We start from the raw sequence: 15,083 nt of genomic DNA on the forward strand, positions 1-15,083 counted from the left end.
ATCAAAGGTTGATTTATTGCTGAAGATTATAACAAATGGAAAAACTTTACTCCAATAAAGTCTCTTATCACTGTTCAATTAAAATACGGAAATAATATTTGAGTATAAAGAAGTTGATTCCTGTCAACTTCTTTAAGTGGTAATTATTTTTTTCCAAATAAATTTTTGAATAGAGATTTTTTAGATTTGTTTTGTTTTTCCTTTTCTGCTTTTTGCTTTTCTGCCAGAATTCGAGCCTCTTCCTGAGCCTTGTGGTGCTCTTCCAGCCTTTTTGCAAGTTCCAGTTTTTCCCTGATTTTGGTAATGGCTTGATCGCTTATTTTTTCGGTATAAAGTTCTGGATTTTTCCCAAGAATATATTTTGCCAAGCCATCCATGTACTGCTCATTGATATTTTTGATATCCAGCCTTTTTATTCGGTTAGAACTGCTGCCGATATTGATATACTGAACGAAAAAATCTTTTTCATCTCTCAGTATAATTTTAAAAATTGAAGGAATTCTCGTATTAATCTCAACTAAAAAACCATGTTCAGGAGCTTTTTTAACGCTAGATAAGATACTACTGTCTTTGCTGAGTTTTTGTTTCAGAATCTCAGCAGAGCGCATATCGTTACGACTCACTTGAACACCTTGTTTCAAGACTGTGTTGAATTTAAGTTCCAGTTTGAGTTCATTGCCGGCTCCGGCACGTTTAATTTCATAAGGACCACAAATTTGACACTCTCTTCTGGTATCCAAAGAAATTAAGCTGAATTCAGAATCAAACCTCTTATCTTCCTTTTGTAGAATTGATGTAAAATGTTGAAAATATTTGAAACAACTTTCCCATAATTGACGATTATCGCCTTTTGGCTGTTCATTATTATTTTCGTCGTTATTACTGGCTAATTCGTCTAAAAAACTCATCTCTTTCTGTACTTGTTAGTTTTTCCTGCAAACAATGCGCGAGTAATCCAATCGGGTAATGCACTACTCATCGCAGCTATAGTTCTGTTTATTTTACCATTAACTTTTACCGGCTGATTCTTTTCAACGGCAATTATTCCTTGTTTTACTACATCTTTGCTTTTCATCCACATGAATTTCGGCAATTGTGACACCATTTGTCTGGTACCATTCACATCGTGAAACTCTGTATATGTAAAACCCGGACATAAAGCGGTTACATGAACCCCTTTTTCTTTTCCTTCCAAATTCAAACTGTGTGAAAATCGAATCAAAAAGGACTTCGTCGCACCATACAAAGTATGTCCTGCTGTTGGTGGTGCAAAACCTGCCAGAGAAGCCACATTGATAATTCTACCATATTCGTTTTCAAGCATTTGAGGGTAAAACAAATGGCAAAGCTCAACAACGCTATTGAGCATCACTTGCAATGAATCTTTATGCGTTTTCCAATCACTTTTTTCAAAATCACCCGGTACTCCGTAACCGGCATTATTCACCAGCATAGCAATATTCAAATTCTCACAATTGCAAAAATCAAAAATTTTCTGCGGTTGTGACTCCTCTGACAAATCGGCTATATAATATCGGGCATCAATGCTATATTTTGTGATTAAATCCTCAGAAATTTCCTTTAATGACTCTTCTCTGCGTGCGACCAATAGTAAATTCCAACCACTTTCAGCCAGTTGATAAGCAAACTCCTTGCCAATACCGGCTGAAGCTCCCGTGATTAAAGCATATCTTTTCATAAATTCTTATTTAGGTTTTCTATTTGAGATATTATTACATAAAATATCGCCCCATGCAGAAAACAAATCAACAAAACAAAGACACTCTTTTCGAAAAACAGTTTGAGTCCGTCAAAGCATTTGCTTTTGATGAGCAAGTTGCTGAAGTTTTTACTGATATGATTCAACGCTCTGTTCCCGGCTATGAAACCATATTGAAATCCATTGCCATGTTTGCGATGAAATACACTCGGGAAAACAGCAATATCTATGATTTAGGCTGTTCCTTAGGAGCTGTTTCGGTCACTATTGCCAAAGCAATTGAGAAAAAAAATTGTACGATTCATGCTATTGACACTTCTGAAGCCATGATAAAAAGATGTCAGGCGATTGTGAATAAAGAAAATCTGGACGAACAAATAGTAGTTCATCAAGATGATATTCTGAAACATAAATTGGAGAATGCTTCAGTTATTGTGAGTAATTTCACTTTACAATTTCTACCTCAAAATCAACGACAAAAAGCCATTGAGAATATATTCGCAGGGTTAAATAATGGAGGAATTTTTATCCTCTCAGAAAAAGTTTCCGGTTGTAACGCAACGGATGATTTTATGATTGATCACTATCATGCTTATAAAAAAATCAATGGATATTCGAACAAGGAAATTCAACAAAAAAGGCAAGCATTGAAAGATGTATTGGTTCCCGATTCCGAGGGAGAAATTACCCAACGATTATCTGATATAGGTTTCATGAAAATATACAAGTGGTTTCAATGTTTTAATTTCTCATCTTTTATAGCTATCAAATAAACTTTACTCATGATTCATTTATACGATTCATTTTGGTCGAAATTGTCAGAAACTGAATTCGATGCCGGCGGTATTGAAAAGCTCAAAAAACTCACTGAAGACAAACTTATCAATCCTATTTCCGGAGATTTTCCTCGATGGTATGATGCCTATGAAAATCTTCCTGAGATTAGTAACATTGAACTTTGCGAGAACTCCGATGCTATTAAATGTATTGCAAAGAATCTCGAAAAGTCTGTTCTATCACAAGTCAATGAATCATATAAACAACTCATTCCTTGGCGAAAAGGTCCTTTTGATATGTTTTCCACATACATTGATTCGGAGTGGCAATCATACATGAAATGGCATCGAATTGAGAAACACTTACCGGATATGCGATACAAAGCTATTTTAGATGTGGGTAGTGGAAATGGTTTCTACATGTTTAACATGCTGAAACATAACCCAAAATTGGTAATGGGAATTGATCCGGGAATTTTACAAATTATTCAATTCTGGAGCATTGAAAAATACATCAACAGTGGATTTGCCGTTCTGCCAATCGTAATGAATGATTTTCCGGAAGAAGTAACCACTTTCGATATGGTTTTTTCGATGGGAGTTCTATATCACAGAAAATCACCTATTCAGCATTTAAGGCAACTTCACAACACACTGAAAACCGGTGGAGAGTTGATTTTAGAAACATTGGCTGTTGATGGCAATGAATCGACTTGTCTGATTCCAACTGACCGTTATGCTCAAATGCGGAATGTCTGGTTTTTACCATCTGTTTCAATGCTCGAAATCATGCTACAAAGAACCGGATTTACTAACATCAAATGTGTTGATGTATCAACCACAACGATAACTGAACAAAGAACCACCGAGTGGATGAAGTTTCATTCCCTGGAACAGTTTCTTAATAAAGATAAAACCCAAACCATTGAAGGCTACCCTCCTCCAACACGAGCGACTTTGATAGCTACAAAAAAATAGCAATTTGTTTCTCTGGAATTTATTTGTGAAATGGTGTATCGTATCAGGATATTAGAGTTGTATTCCGAAATGTTCAAACCCTTAGCTAAGTTACTTTTTTTATTACTGATAAGTAGCTTGGTTTATGCCCAAAACAACCTCAAACCATCAGACTCCGTTTCGATAGGTCTCACACACGCACCACCAATGATTTACATCGCAGAAGACGAAGAACCTCAAGGAATGATAGTTGACTTTCTCAAAGAAATAGGTCAAAAAGAAGGTTGGCAGATTCAATGGAAAATTGGTAGTTGGTCTGAGATTTATGAAAAAGCCAGAGCTGGTGAAATTGACTTAATGACATTTATTGCATTTTCACAGGAAAGAATGAATTTCTTTAATTTCTCAAAGGAAATTTTTATTACCGGTTGGGGACAGGTTTATGTCAATGAAGATAGCGATTTGCGAAATATTCTTGATTTCGACAATAAGTCGATTGCCGTTGTAAAGGATGATATCCACTCTGCAGGAATCAAGGAAATGTGTGAAAAATTCAAAGTGAATTGTTTGATTGAGTATGTTGCCAATTACGACGTTGCCTTTGAGAAATTGGTCAATAATGAAGTTGCTGGTGCTGTTTCAGGAAGTATCGTTGGTGTTACCTATGAAAGAAAATACGATATTGTACGTTCTTCAGTCATGTTTAATCCCACAAATGCCCATTTTGCTGTCTCCAAGAATAACGGTAATACAAAACTCTTAGATACAATTGATTACTATATGCATCAGTGGCATGATGACCCACTATCTCCATATAACACATTAAAAAATAAATGGATGAGTACCACCCAAGGTATCGTTATTCCAAATTGGGTCAAATACACACTTGCAATCTCAGCTATTCTTTTCATAGCTTTTCTGGTTATTATGCAATATCTGAGAAGCCAAATAAAAAAACACACTCACCAACATATCAATCAAAGCAAACAACTGAAACAAATCATTAATTTAGTTCCACACATTATTTATGTAAAAGATGAAGCTGAGAATTTCAATCTCATTAATAATAATGCGGCTGACTTTTTTGAAGTCAAATCGGATGATGCTACTCCAAACTCTAAACCCCGGAAGGATAATCCGAGTTTTACTGATTTTTTTGAAGGTGATGAGAAATTACTCGAACAAGGGAAAAGAACATTATTTAAAGAAATTACAACATATAAAAATGGTGAGAAAAAAGTTTTCAACCTTTCCAAAGTACCTTTGTTAACCGAAGATGACATTCCAGCTGTCTTAACCGTTGCCGTGGATGTTTCCGAAGAGAAAAAATACCTGGAAAAAATTAACTACATGGCACATCACGATGAGTTGACACAGTTACCTAATCGCGAGTTATTAAAAAACCGTGTCGTTTTAGAGTTAAAACAGGAAGTGTCGAATAAGTATCAAAATGCCTTATTGTTCATTGACTTGGACTACTTTAAGAACGTTAACGATTCTCTCGGTCACGCTGCCGGGGATCAGCTCTTGAGAATTATTTCTGAGCGTTTAAAATCAATCGTCTCATCTCAGGATACCGTTGCTAGAATTGGTGGCGATGAGTTTATTTTATTGTTAAAAACCGAGTATGAAAATTACTCAGACATCTATGAACATGCCAATGAAGTAGCTCATTCAGCTCTGGAATCTCTAACAGAAAAAATTGTGATTAACCGCCATGATTTATTTATTACCGCAAGTATTGGAATCATTATTTTTCCTTATCATGCAAAGACTTACGAAGAGATTATGCAAAAAGCAGATATTGCCATGTACCAGGCTAAAGCCCGTGGAAGAAATGGAATTGCTGTGTTTGAACCCAAAATGTATGAAGATATTTTAAGACATCATCAATTGGTGTCTGACTTGCATAAGTCTCTTGAGACAATGGATTTTTATATCCAATACCAACCACAAATGTCCGGAGCAAAAGCTGACTTCATAGGTTTGGAAGCACTGATTCGCTGGAACTCTGATAAAGAAAAAATTTACAGTACATCGGACTTTATTCATGCAGCAGAAGAAAGCGGATTAATCATTCCAATCAGTTATTGGGTGATTGAGCAGGTTATCATTCAATTGCAAAAATGGTCGGAAACATACAAGCAACTTCCCTTTGTTACCATCAATATTTCGGTGTTACAACTTCACGATGATGACATCGTAAAATATTTAAATTACTTATTACGAAAGTACAAAGTTCCTCCTTCTCTCATTGAGCTCGAAATTACAGAGTCCGTACTCATTGATAAAGTCAAAGAAACAGTAAATACACTCGAAAAGCTCAGAGATATAGGAATACGTCTGGCAATTGATGATTTTGGAACCGGGTATTCATCATTGAGTTATCTCAAGAAACTTCCTTTTGACAAATTAAAGATTGATTACTCATTTGTTAAAGATATTGTTGAAAACAGTGAAGCAAGAACCATCGTTAGAACAATCATCGGTATGGCTGAAGACTTATCATTAGAAGTTATAGCAGAAGGTGTCGAAACCAAAGAACAACACCATATGTTATTAGAAATGGGATGTGACAAGTTTCAAGGATTTTACTTTGACAGACCGCTATTAGCCGATTACATTGAAGAAAAATACTTGGCTAATTCCAATTCTCGATAGCTAATCAGTTCCTGTTTTTTCACTAGTAGCCTCAACTTCGCCTTTATAAGGTGTGATTTTCACAATACTCCCAAACCAAGGGGAATCAAAGTAATGCAAACCATCGGCTTCCAGACGTCTTCTTTCTTCTAAAGAAAAAACCATATTGCTAATAGCTTTAGTATCAGCATCCTGAGCTAATCGAAAGAGATTAAGCAAATGTCCAAAATGCAGATAACGACCTTGTGAAAGAGCAACACTCCCAGTAACGCTGAAATCTGAATAATACATTTTAGATTGTTGTGAAAATTCGAGTGAATCTTTAAGTTCTCTGTTAAGAAAAATTCCAAAATGTTCGGAATCAATATTATTTTCTACAATTTTATCATTGTTTAAAACTGCGTCTTCTAATTCGGAAAACGGGGCTTCGATTGTTTCTTCTTGCTCAGTTTCTAACATTATGTTGGATAACTTCACATATTGAGGGGCATCGAAAGGTGTTTCAGGTTGTCTCCATGCTTTGTGTAACAAAGGTACTATGTGGCTTTGATTCTGCAACCTCTCCCAAATCGGTAACAATTCGTACTGCTCTAGACTATGCTCAAACCATACCAGAACCTGAGTGTCTTCCTCATCAGAGCCATCAATCGACACGGTTAATTCGGTGTTGTTATTTAAATTTTCAGTTTCATTAGATTCCTCTTTAACTTGAAAGCTAAAATCTTCAGGTTTCAAATCCAGTTCAATGGCATTGGAATCATCAAACACAGGTTTGTTTGTATAAGTCTTGGAATTGGGCAAAGGATTGAGATAGGCAAATATTATGATTTCTACATCAAATACCTTATTATCTTTTAGTGAAACATATCGGTAACTAGGAATTTCCTGTAATTCATCAATAACTGATTCTTCACCAATGGATTCATCTGTTATTACTTGTGCCGTGGCATTGAACCCCACAAACAAAAAAAGAGTTAGAAAAAACTTCATTATTCTTCTTCCAATTGGCCACTGGCAAAGCTAATATCACAATTTTGAACCGCATCTTTGGCTTCCTGATTGACGGCATGCTCATACAACTCGTAGATTCTGTCAGATGCTTTATCACCTTCAAGCAGCATCAAACCATTTGCATACTCTATCGAAGTGATTGGAATATCCGGGGTCAACTCAATTGATTTTTCAAAGTGTTCAATTGCAATTGATTTTTTTGCACCATAAGTCAATCCACCAATCATCGAGCCAACTTTATTGATAATTTCTGCATGATACAAGCCCAACGCTGTATGAGCTTCTGCATGATTAGGCTCAAGTTCTAAAGTTTTATCGAGATACTTTTTGACCTTACCGCCAAGTCCTTTGCTCAACGCTTTTGTGATTGAAATCCTCTGTGAATATCTGCCAATCAGCAAAGCATTTACAAATTGAACATTCGCACAATCCGGTAAAGACTCAACAGCTTCCTCACAAAAATCCATAGCATCAGTCAATAACTGCAAAGCTTGATCTTCATCTTCACACAGGTAATCACAATAAGTTGCAACTGATTTAGCCAGAATCACAGCACCATGTTCTACCAATTTAACTCCTTTCTTTGCAGCACTTTCAAAGTCTCCGTTATGATAATCCAACCAGGCATCGGCCTGTTTTTTCAGAATAGACTCATCATATCCTTCCAAATTCAGAGGATATTCATAACAGTCACCTGCATGCAATTCATCCCACAATTGTTCTAATTCTTTTTGAGAATAGCCGAATTTGAAGTCATCAGGTAATTGTTCCCAGTTTGAAATTTTCATAGTCTTTTCCTGTTTTCCAATCGAGTTATCATTCTATCAGTAGTCAAAATATTGTAAAGTGAAATTCGTTAACGATAAATTGCATTATGTGGATACAAACAAATTAACCGTTATCAGCATTACAGCAATAAAAATAATCGACATCAAACTTCCCACACGCAAGAAGTCTTTAACTTTGTAACCGCCCGGTCCCATTATTAAAGCACTCACTTGGTGAGTTGGTAATATAAAGGCATTGGAAGTTCCCAATGCCACGATTAAGGCATAAATAGCAGGGTTTCCACCAGTTTCCAGTGCAATATTTATAGCTAAAGGAACCAGCAATACTGTTGCACCGACATTTGACATCACCAGTGAGAAAACAGTTGCCAATATGGCAATTGCCAACTGATAAATATACTGACTGACACTACCAAGGTGCGTAATCGTTTGCTGAGCGACCCAAGCCGCCGTTCCGGTGTGTTCCATTGCATATCCTAAAGGAATTAAACATGCAAGGAGGAAAACTGTCTTCCAACTCACCGCCCGATAGGCTTCATCAATATGAATCACTCCTGTAATTATCATCCCGATGGCGCCGGTCAATAAGGCAATTGACAACTTCAACTTAGTGAAAATCACCAAACTCAAAGCCACTGCGAAAAAGAATAAGGCGAATGGGACTTTTTGAGGTCTTTCTTGTTGTGTCGGAATATCTCCGACAACCGCAACATTACGACTCCGACTGATTCCTGCTTGATCACGCCAGCCACCAAAAATTACAAAAGTATCGCCTAACCTGAGTGTTAAAGTGTGAATATCTTCTCCCCGATACACCTCATCAGCTCTGGAAATAGCAATCACAGTTATCCCAAACTCCTGCCTGAAATGAAAATCTCCCAACTGCTTGCCTAGAAAACGGGAACCAGGAACAATAACTGCTTCTGAAAAACCGGCATTGGAAGCATTAAACGTATGCTTGAACTGTTTGAACCCATTTACGATAGTTAATTTATTTTGCTCGGCAAACTGTGTAATTTGTTCATCATCACCAAGTATTCCCAGACTGTCACCCGACCATATAAAATGTTTTCTTGATGGAGATAATTTGGTATTTCCTTCTGAACTCAATGCCAAAACCTTAATGGTATCGTGCATCATAGTTTCAATTTCAAGAATTGTTTTACCAATTAACGGGCTGTTTTTACCGACAAGCAGTTCCTTTTTAATATTTGGAATCCCATAGGTTTCTTTAAAATAGTCATTGGATTTGAGACCCGTATATTCATCCATTTTCACACTATTGGGTAAAAGATGCTTTCCAATCAATAAAAAATACAAAATCCCAACTGTAAGAAGCGAGATACCAATCGGAGTGACTGAAAATAAACCAAAAGAATTTAAAGTTTCAGCTCCGGGAGGCAATGAGCGATTTGAAGTTTCTATCAAATCATTCAGCAAAATCAACGGTGATGAACCAACCATAGTTACTGTTCCGCCCAAAATCGCACAAAACCCCATCGGCATTAATAACCGGCTGAGAGGAATTTTGGTTTGTCCGGAAATTCGATTAAGAACCGGTAAAAATAATGCAGTCGCACCCACATTTTGCATAAACCCGGAAATCGTTCCAACCGTTCCGGAGACCACAGGAATCACAGAGTTCTCAGACTTTCCACCGATTTTCATAATGAAACCGGCAACTTTATTCATCACTCCCGTCCGATCCAATCCGGCTCCGAGAATCATAACCGCAATAATTGACAACACAGCATTGGAAGCAAAACCATCAAATAAGTGCGTATCGGGAACCAATCCGGTCAAACCCAACATAACCAAAATCAAAATTGCAGCGACATCAATACGAATGACTTCTGTTACAAAAAGGATAATCGTGTAACCAAGAATGGCTAAAACCATCATCATTTCATTATCGAGTTCTAGTGCCGCTATTTCCATTTAATCCTCTTTTGTGATTCGATATACGAGATCAAAACTTTGATGACCCAATTTAAAACCTCTTCTTTCAAACTTTGTAATCGGTCGCCAGTCCGGCCTCTCAATAAAACCACCATTCAAGGAAGTATTCACAAACTGTGGAAACTGACCAATAACTTCCAACATCTGTTCCGCATAGTTTTGCCAGTCTGTTGCCAAATGGAGTCTGCCGTCATTTTTGAGTTTCTTAGAAATCAATTTCATAAAACTTTCATTGACCAAACGTCTCTTATGATGTCTTTTCTTATGCCAAGGATCAGGAAAGTATATGTGAATAGCATCAAGAGTGTTTTCTTCAAAACATTTAGTAAGAACTTCGATACTGTCTGAATGATAAATCCGGATGTTTTTCAGTCCCAGTTTCTCAATATTCAACAGTAAATGACCAACTCCCGGAGTATGAACTTCAATACCGATAAAATTGACATCCGGATACAGTTGAGCCGCATGAATTAAAGACTCACCATTGCCAAAGCCAATATCTAACCAGATTGGATTCTCATTAGAAAAGACTTCATTTTTATTTAATTCTTTAGTTTCATCCAGTTGCAGCTGGGGCAACAACTCATCTACAGCTCGTTTTTGTCCACTTGTTAGTTTTCCTGCACGCATGACAAAACTGCGAATTTTATGCTGATTGTGTATGGACATTAACTCTTTGAAAATTTGGAATTTGAACTCAATACTAAATTTTAACCGCTCTTGAGATAGTGTCAATGAGTTTTACCAATTGTTTATTATGAGATGAAAAAACAACCTTTCTGGCAGTTTATTCAACATCACAACTCAATAAAATATTTACAAAAAAATCGGTTTCAATATACTGCCAATAATGAAAATAAAATTGGTCACTTACAATATTCATCGAGCTATTGGTCTTGATCGCAGATTCAAACCCGAAAGAATTATTGATATTCTGAATGATATCAATGCTGATATTGTGCTCTTACAGGAAGTTGATGAAGGAGCTCCGCGATCCAGAGAGTTAAACCTTGCAAAAGAAATATCCCAAGCCTGTAACTATCAACATTTTGCCTTAGGCCATAATGTTTCACTTCGTAAGGGTTACTACGGAAATGCCACACTCAGTCGCTTTCCTATTCTCAGGGAAAGAAATATCGATCTCACAATTGAAAACAAAAAACGTCGTGGTTGTCAACATACTACTTTAGAATTGCCAAATGAAAAAGAGTTAGAGGTCTTCAACTTACACTTGGGTTTATCCGCCAAAGAAAGGCAAAAGCAGGCCGGTTTATTATTTCGTTCAGCAGAATACAGAAAAATAACAGAAGATGAAAATTGCATTGTTGCAGGTGATTTTAACGATTGGCGTTCATTATTAAGAGCATTGTTTATTGAAGCTATGAACTTCAAATGTGCCACCGATAAAACAACTGAAAAAGGTGAAGTTGCAACAAAAACATTTCCATCATTCAGTCCCAGAGGAGGGTTGGATCGCATTTACTACAAAGGCAAAGTTAACTTGTTAAAAACTAAAACGTATAAAAAGAAAACCTCAAAAATAGCAAGCGATCATCTGCCGGTTATTTCAACTTTTGAGCTTCGATGAAACATAAAAGCTTTGTTAACTGACAATCCGAATATTATGGCTGAATTTTTTAGCTTCCATTAATTTCTTCCTAAACAATCTTGTCAGCTCTTGTCTTTCGCAACTTGAGAATCTGACCCTGCCAATATCGTAATCACCAATGGTTGCAATGATTTTTTCAATTTCTCTCAATAAAGGCTCCAATTGATTACTCATCATTATGACCTCAAAGCAAGATTGTTATTTTTATTTTCGAGCAATTGCTGTCTGGCTTTTTCCAGAGATCTTCTCAAACTTTTATAGAGTTCAGGTCGATCCGGGTGTGCTCCAAGCGAGACTTGCACCATACTGCGTTGCAAAAACCTGATTTTCTTTTGGATTTCCTTTCTTTCCTGTAAGACATTAACTCTTTGCTTAATTCTTCCAATCGCATCATTCACATTGTTTTTCATAATTATTCCCCAAAATTTGATTGATGAACAAATTGTAAACAAATGATAATTTTTTACTGTCAGCAATTTTCTGAAAAAATTGTAGGAAATTTCCTACAATTATAAATTTCAAAAAACTATTTAATGAGAAAGTTATAAATATTTTTGCTATTCGCATTTAAAAATTCGGCTGTGATTTTTGCGGCTTTTTTGGGAGGAAGTTCTTTGGAAAGTAATTGAGCCAGTTGTTTTTGTTGCTCTGAGACATCTTCGGTTTTTTCAACCTCTAATGCTGAAATTGCGATAACAAATTCGCCCTTGGTTTGGTTAGAGTCTGATTGAACAAAATCAAGAATTTCACTCACCTTACCCAACTTGATGGTTTCAAATGTTTTGGTCAATTCTCTACCGATGACAATGATTCTGTCTTCTCCTAGAATTTTTTCCATATCTTCCAGTGACTTAATGATTCTGTGTGTCGATTCATAAATGACAGTGGTAAAGGGATTCTCACGGATTCTTTTAAGCTCTTCTTGCCTTTGTTTGGATTTTGCCGGCAGAAAACCCGTAAACAGAAATTCATTAGTCGGAAGCCCACTGGAGCATAACAATGCAATAATTGCACTGGCACCGACAACAGGTACAACTTTGATATGATTCTCATGAGCCAGTTTAACCAGCGGATAACCGGGATCACTTATCAAAGGAGTTCCGGCATCCGAGACTAATGCTATATTATTGTTTTTATTAAGTAAATCAATCAAACTTTCAGCAAACTGATTTTCATTATGCTGATGAAAACTAACCAATTTGTTTTTGATTCCATAATTCGCCAGTAATCTTCCGGTGTGTCTGGTATCTTCACAAGCAATAATATCAACTTCTGACAAAATGCTGATAGCTCGCTTAGTTATGTCATCTAAATTGCCAATTGGAGTGGCTACGATATATAATGTACCTGTGTCTTTTATCATTTTTCTCTATTCATAACCGAATTATGAAACAAATTATTTTAATATTGCTGATTATTTTAATCAGTTCTTGCGGAACGCAAAACACTAAACCCGATATTAATAACATTGTTGGTTATGAAAGTGCTCGTTATAATTATCAACAGCAAAATTTCGAAAAGGCAGCTATAGAATTTGAGCTTTTGTTCGATAAACACAAATCTCCTGAGTTTGCACTTTTTGCAGCTGATAGTTATCTTCAATTGTATCAGTATGATAAGTCAGCTCAACTGATTTCAAAGATAAATCTGAGAAATCATAATCTCTACTCACTGATCAAAGCAGAACTTTTCTTGCATGACAATCAACTTCAGGCAAGCAATTCAATACTATCGAATCTATCGATTGATGAATCGAATCCACTCTGGAAAAGGTTTATGATGCTTCGTGCAAAAATTGAATTAGCCGGCAACCAACCATTAGAAGCTGCGAAGACACTAATCAATCTGTCCAAATATGAAAATGATATTCAAATTAGTGATGAAATTATCAATATCCTTTTGCAAATTCCGGAAACTCAGTTGGCCGAAGCATTATTTGATATCAACATATCTTCTTTGGAACAAGGGTGGTTAGAGGCTGCATACATTTCAAATTCTGCCGATCAGGATTCAATCAACGACTGGCAAAGACGTTGGCCCAATCATCCGGGTAAAATTTTCTTCTCACAAATTAACTCCTATAAAAACATTGCTGTATTATTACCGCTTAGCGGTCGTTATAAAAATATCTCTAAAAGTATTCAGCAAGGCATGATTGCTTCGCTTTACCGCAATGGTTCCTTCGGACAAAGATTGAATTTCTTCGATACTGGCTCAGATGGCGAAAACTTTTCTTACGCATGGTTTGGTGCGATTGAATCCGGGGCTGATTTCGTCATAGGTCCATTGGAGAAAAAATCCATTCAACAATTTGAAAGCTATAATTCCAATACTATTCCTGTGATGTTGTTAAACAATGTCGAAAATGCAGTTGAAGGTTTTAATTTTTATCAGTTTTCCTTGTCGACTGATGATGAAATATCAACTGTTGCCGAGAAATTGGTTGTCGATAATAAAAAAAGAGTTACAGTGTTGGCTGCTGAGTCTCTAGCCTCTCGTGAACAGGCAGTAGAGTTTGAAAAATATTTAATTCAAAATGGAGGTGAAGTTGTCAGCTACGAATTTTTCCCCGGTTCAATTCACGATTACTCACGAGAATTAAAACAGGCACTTGGACTTAATGACTCTTTAATTAGAGCCAGAAAACTTCAGACATTGATTTCACATCCATTGAATACCTCTGAGCAAATCAGACCGGATATTGATGCAGTATTTTTACTTGCAAACCCCAAACAGGCACGACTTATAAAACCACAGTTAAAATTCTTCAAAGCTGAGGATTTACCCGTTTACTCAACCTCTCAGATTATGTCAATCAGCCAAGAGCCGGAACTCGACAAAGACCTTGAAGGTGTTATGTTTTCACAAAGTCATTTTGTAACTAGTCCGAAATCGGTTCAGCCTTACATAAATTTTGATGCTGCTCAAATCAAAGATAACAGAAAGTTCTTTGCTTTTGGTTATGATGCAATTGCGCTCAGTAATCGGCTAAACTGGATGCAAAGGCTGAAAAATCAGCAAATGAATGGGCTCAGCGGAAAAATCAATGTCGATAAAAATGGTATCATTCATCGTGAAACCGGTTGGGCTAAATTTAGAAACGGTAAAGCAGAAATCGTCGAAGAAACATTTTAATATGAGATTTCTTGGCGACTATTGGGAAAATATTGCATACAAATATTTAAAAAAGAACAAATTAAAGTTAGTTCAAAGAAATTACTACAGCAAATTTGGAGAAATTGACCTTGTTATGCAAGACGAGAAAGCGCTGGTTTTTATTGAAGTAAAATATAGAAAAAATTCTGAAAAAGTTTCTGCAATTGAATCAGTGACATTATCCAAACAGAAAAAAATCATCCAAACAGCCAAATTGTTTTTACTAGAAAATAATAAATATAATAACTGGAACTGTCGATTTGATGTACTGTCTATCGAAGGAGATAAGAAAAATCCTCACATTCAGTGGTTTAAAAACGCATTTTATTGAGAAAATAACTATGAAAAAAATTATTTTAACAAGTTTACTAAGCACAACAATTATTTTAACTTCATGCACACCAGTAGTTGTTGGTGGCGCCATAGTCACTGGAATTTCTGTTGCAAATGATCGTCGTTCAGCTGGA

Annotated in this window: 16 protein-coding genes (1 of these 16 cut by a window edge); 7 read left to right on the plus strand and 9 right to left on the minus strand. The window is 36.2% G+C overall.

What is annotated here, in order from left to right; genetic code table 11:
* Positions 1-143 precede the first annotated feature (143 nt).
* Together R3F25_02350 and R3F25_02355 are read right to left on the minus strand one after the other, a co-directional pair.
* A complete protein-coding gene (locus tag R3F25_02350; protein ID MEZ5495664.1) occupies positions 144-908 on the minus strand; it encodes a hypothetical protein in 765 nt (254 codons plus the stop codon).
* Positions 905-1,699, minus strand: a complete 795-nt coding sequence (locus R3F25_02355) for an SDR family oxidoreductase (protein MEZ5495665.1) — start codon at positions 1,697-1,699, stop codon at positions 905-907. The genes R3F25_02350 and R3F25_02355 overlap by 4 nt, the downstream gene beginning before the upstream one ends.
* Before the next feature lie 53 nt (positions 1,700-1,752).
* Between R3F25_02355 and cmoA the strand changes: the two genes are divergently transcribed.
* The 3 genes from cmoA to R3F25_02370 all read left to right on the plus strand — a co-directional run bounded on the left by cmoA (position 1,753) and on the right by R3F25_02370 (position 6,114).
* Positions 1,753-2,493: a carboxy-S-adenosyl-L-methionine synthase CmoA gene (gene cmoA / locus R3F25_02360; protein ID MEZ5495666.1), complete on the plus strand. Its 741-nt coding sequence runs from the start codon at positions 1,753-1,755 to the stop codon at positions 2,491-2,493.
* 9 nt (positions 2,494-2,502) lie between these two features.
* Positions 2,503-3,474 carry a tRNA 5-methoxyuridine(34)/uridine 5-oxyacetic acid(34) synthase CmoB gene (cmoB, locus tag R3F25_02365; GenBank protein MEZ5495667.1) on the plus strand — a complete coding sequence of 324 codons (972 nt, stop codon included), beginning with the start codon at positions 2,503-2,505 and terminating at the stop codon, positions 3,472-3,474.
* Positions 3,475-3,543: 69 nt separating this feature from the next.
* Positions 3,544-6,114, plus strand: coding sequence for an EAL domain-containing protein (locus R3F25_02370; protein MEZ5495668.1), 2,571 nt, complete (start codon positions 3,544-3,546; stop codon positions 6,112-6,114).
* Here the strand turns inward: R3F25_02370 and R3F25_02375 are convergent, their stop codons facing one another.
* From R3F25_02375 to trmB, 4 genes are all read right to left on the minus strand, one after another.
* The gene (locus tag R3F25_02375; protein MEZ5495669.1) at positions 6,115-7,083 is read right to left on the minus strand and encodes a CsiV family protein; all 969 of its coding nucleotides are present in this window, start codon (positions 7,081-7,083) and stop codon (positions 6,115-6,117) included.
* The gene (locus R3F25_02380; protein MEZ5495670.1) at positions 7,083-7,892 is read right to left on the minus strand and encodes a hypothetical protein; all 810 of its coding nucleotides are present in this window, start codon (positions 7,890-7,892) and stop codon (positions 7,083-7,085) included. Before R3F25_02380 ends, R3F25_02375 begins: the two co-directional genes overlap by 1 nt.
* Before the next feature lie 84 nt (positions 7,893-7,976).
* Positions 7,977-9,830: an SLC13 family permease gene (locus tag R3F25_02385; GenBank protein ID MEZ5495671.1), complete on the minus strand. Its 1,854-nt coding sequence runs from the start codon at positions 9,828-9,830 to the stop codon at positions 7,977-7,979.
* Positions 9,831-10,520, minus strand: coding sequence for a tRNA (guanosine(46)-N7)-methyltransferase TrmB (gene trmB, locus R3F25_02390; protein MEZ5495672.1), 690 nt, complete (start codon positions 10,518-10,520; stop codon positions 9,831-9,833).
* 181 nt (positions 10,521-10,701) lie between these two features.
* Between trmB and R3F25_02395 the strand changes: the two genes are divergently transcribed.
* Positions 10,702-11,439 (plus strand): endonuclease/exonuclease/phosphatase family protein, encoded by a 738-nt coding sequence (locus R3F25_02395; protein ID MEZ5495673.1) that lies wholly within the window; start codon positions 10,702-10,704, stop codon positions 11,437-11,439.
* Positions 11,440-11,454: 15 nt separating this feature from the next.
* Here R3F25_02395 and R3F25_02400 read toward each other — a convergent pair whose 3' ends face one another.
* From R3F25_02400 to rsmI, 3 genes are all read right to left on the minus strand, one after another.
* Positions 11,455-11,637 (minus strand): hypothetical protein, encoded by a 183-nt coding sequence (locus R3F25_02400; protein ID MEZ5495674.1) that lies wholly within the window; start codon positions 11,635-11,637, stop codon positions 11,455-11,457.
* On the minus strand, positions 11,637-11,870 hold the full coding sequence (locus tag R3F25_02405) for a hypothetical protein (protein ID MEZ5495675.1): 234 nt from the start codon (positions 11,868-11,870) through the stop codon (positions 11,637-11,639). Before R3F25_02405 ends, R3F25_02400 begins: the two co-directional genes overlap by 1 nt.
* A 116-nt stretch (positions 11,871-11,986) precedes the next feature.
* Positions 11,987-12,823 carry a 16S rRNA (cytidine(1402)-2'-O)-methyltransferase gene (rsmI, locus tag R3F25_02410; GenBank protein MEZ5495676.1) on the minus strand — a complete coding sequence of 279 codons (837 nt, stop codon included), beginning with the start codon at positions 12,821-12,823 and terminating at the stop codon, positions 11,987-11,989.
* 23 nt (positions 12,824-12,846) lie between these two features.
* On the opposite strand from rsmI, the gene R3F25_02415 reads away from it, so the two are divergent.
* The 3 genes in view from R3F25_02415 to R3F25_02425 are tightly spaced (at most 10 nt apart) and all read left to right on the plus strand, a layout consistent with a single transcriptional unit that may run on beyond the window.
* Positions 12,847-14,595, plus strand: coding sequence for a penicillin-binding protein activator (locus R3F25_02415; protein ID MEZ5495677.1), 1,749 nt, complete (start codon positions 12,847-12,849; stop codon positions 14,593-14,595).
* Positions 14,534-14,947 (plus strand): YraN family protein, encoded by a 414-nt coding sequence (locus R3F25_02420; GenBank protein ID MEZ5495678.1) that lies wholly within the window; start codon positions 14,534-14,536, stop codon positions 14,945-14,947. Before R3F25_02415 ends, R3F25_02420 begins: the two co-directional genes overlap by 62 nt.
* Positions 14,948-14,957: 10 nt before the next feature.
* Positions 14,958-15,083 carry the beginning of a BON domain-containing protein gene (locus tag R3F25_02425; GenBank protein MEZ5495679.1) on the plus strand. 450 nt of this gene lie beyond the right edge of the window, so the window shows 126 of its 576 coding nt (coding positions 1-126); it begins with the start codon at positions 14,958-14,960; its stop codon lies beyond the right edge, outside the window.

Source organism: Gammaproteobacteria bacterium (assembly GCA_041395445.1).
Taxonomy (GTDB): domain Bacteria; phylum Pseudomonadota; class Gammaproteobacteria; order Xanthomonadales; family Marinicellaceae; genus NORP309.

What these genes read in the sequence shown, in the direction of transcription:
- cmoA (MEZ5495666.1), top strand. Translation starts at nt 1,753, where the DNA reads ATGCAGAAAACAAATCAACAAAACAAAGACACTCTTTTCGAAAAACAG.
- R3F25_02405 (MEZ5495675.1), bottom strand. Translation starts at nt 11,870, where the DNA reads ATGAAAAACAATGTGAATGATGCGATTGGAAGAATTAAGCAAAGAGTT.
- R3F25_02370 (MEZ5495668.1), top strand. Translation starts at nt 3,544, where the DNA reads ATGTTCAAACCCTTAGCTAAGTTACTTTTTTTATTACTGATAAGTAGC.
- R3F25_02400 (MEZ5495674.1), bottom strand. Translation starts at nt 11,637, where the DNA reads ATGATGAGTAATCAATTGGAGCCTTTATTGAGAGAAATTGAAAAAATC.
- cmoB (MEZ5495667.1), top strand. Translation starts at nt 2,503, where the DNA reads ATGATTCATTTATACGATTCATTTTGGTCGAAATTGTCAGAAACTGAA.
- R3F25_02415 (MEZ5495677.1), top strand. Translation starts at nt 12,847, where the DNA reads ATGAAACAAATTATTTTAATATTGCTGATTATTTTAATCAGTTCTTGC.
- R3F25_02385 (MEZ5495671.1), bottom strand. Translation starts at nt 9,830, where the DNA reads ATGGAAATAGCGGCACTAGAACTCGATAATGAAATGATGATGGTTTTA.
- trmB (MEZ5495672.1), bottom strand. Translation starts at nt 10,520, where the DNA reads ATGTCCATACACAATCAGCATAAAATTCGCAGTTTTGTCATGCGTGCA.
- R3F25_02350 (MEZ5495664.1), bottom strand. Translation starts at nt 908, where the DNA reads ATGAGTTTTTTAGACGAATTAGCCAGTAATAACGACGAAAATAATAAT.
- R3F25_02375 (MEZ5495669.1), bottom strand. Translation starts at nt 7,083, where the DNA reads ATGAAGTTTTTTCTAACTCTTTTTTTGTTTGTGGGGTTCAATGCCACG.
- R3F25_02395 (MEZ5495673.1), top strand. Translation starts at nt 10,702, where the DNA reads ATGAAAATAAAATTGGTCACTTACAATATTCATCGAGCTATTGGTCTT.
- R3F25_02355 (MEZ5495665.1), bottom strand. Translation starts at nt 1,699, where the DNA reads ATGAAAAGATATGCTTTAATCACGGGAGCTTCAGCCGGTATTGGCAAG.
- rsmI (MEZ5495676.1), bottom strand. Translation starts at nt 12,823, where the DNA reads ATGATAAAAGACACAGGTACATTATATATCGTAGCCACTCCAATTGGC.
- R3F25_02380 (MEZ5495670.1), bottom strand. Translation starts at nt 7,892, where the DNA reads ATGAAAATTTCAAACTGGGAACAATTACCTGATGACTTCAAATTCGGC.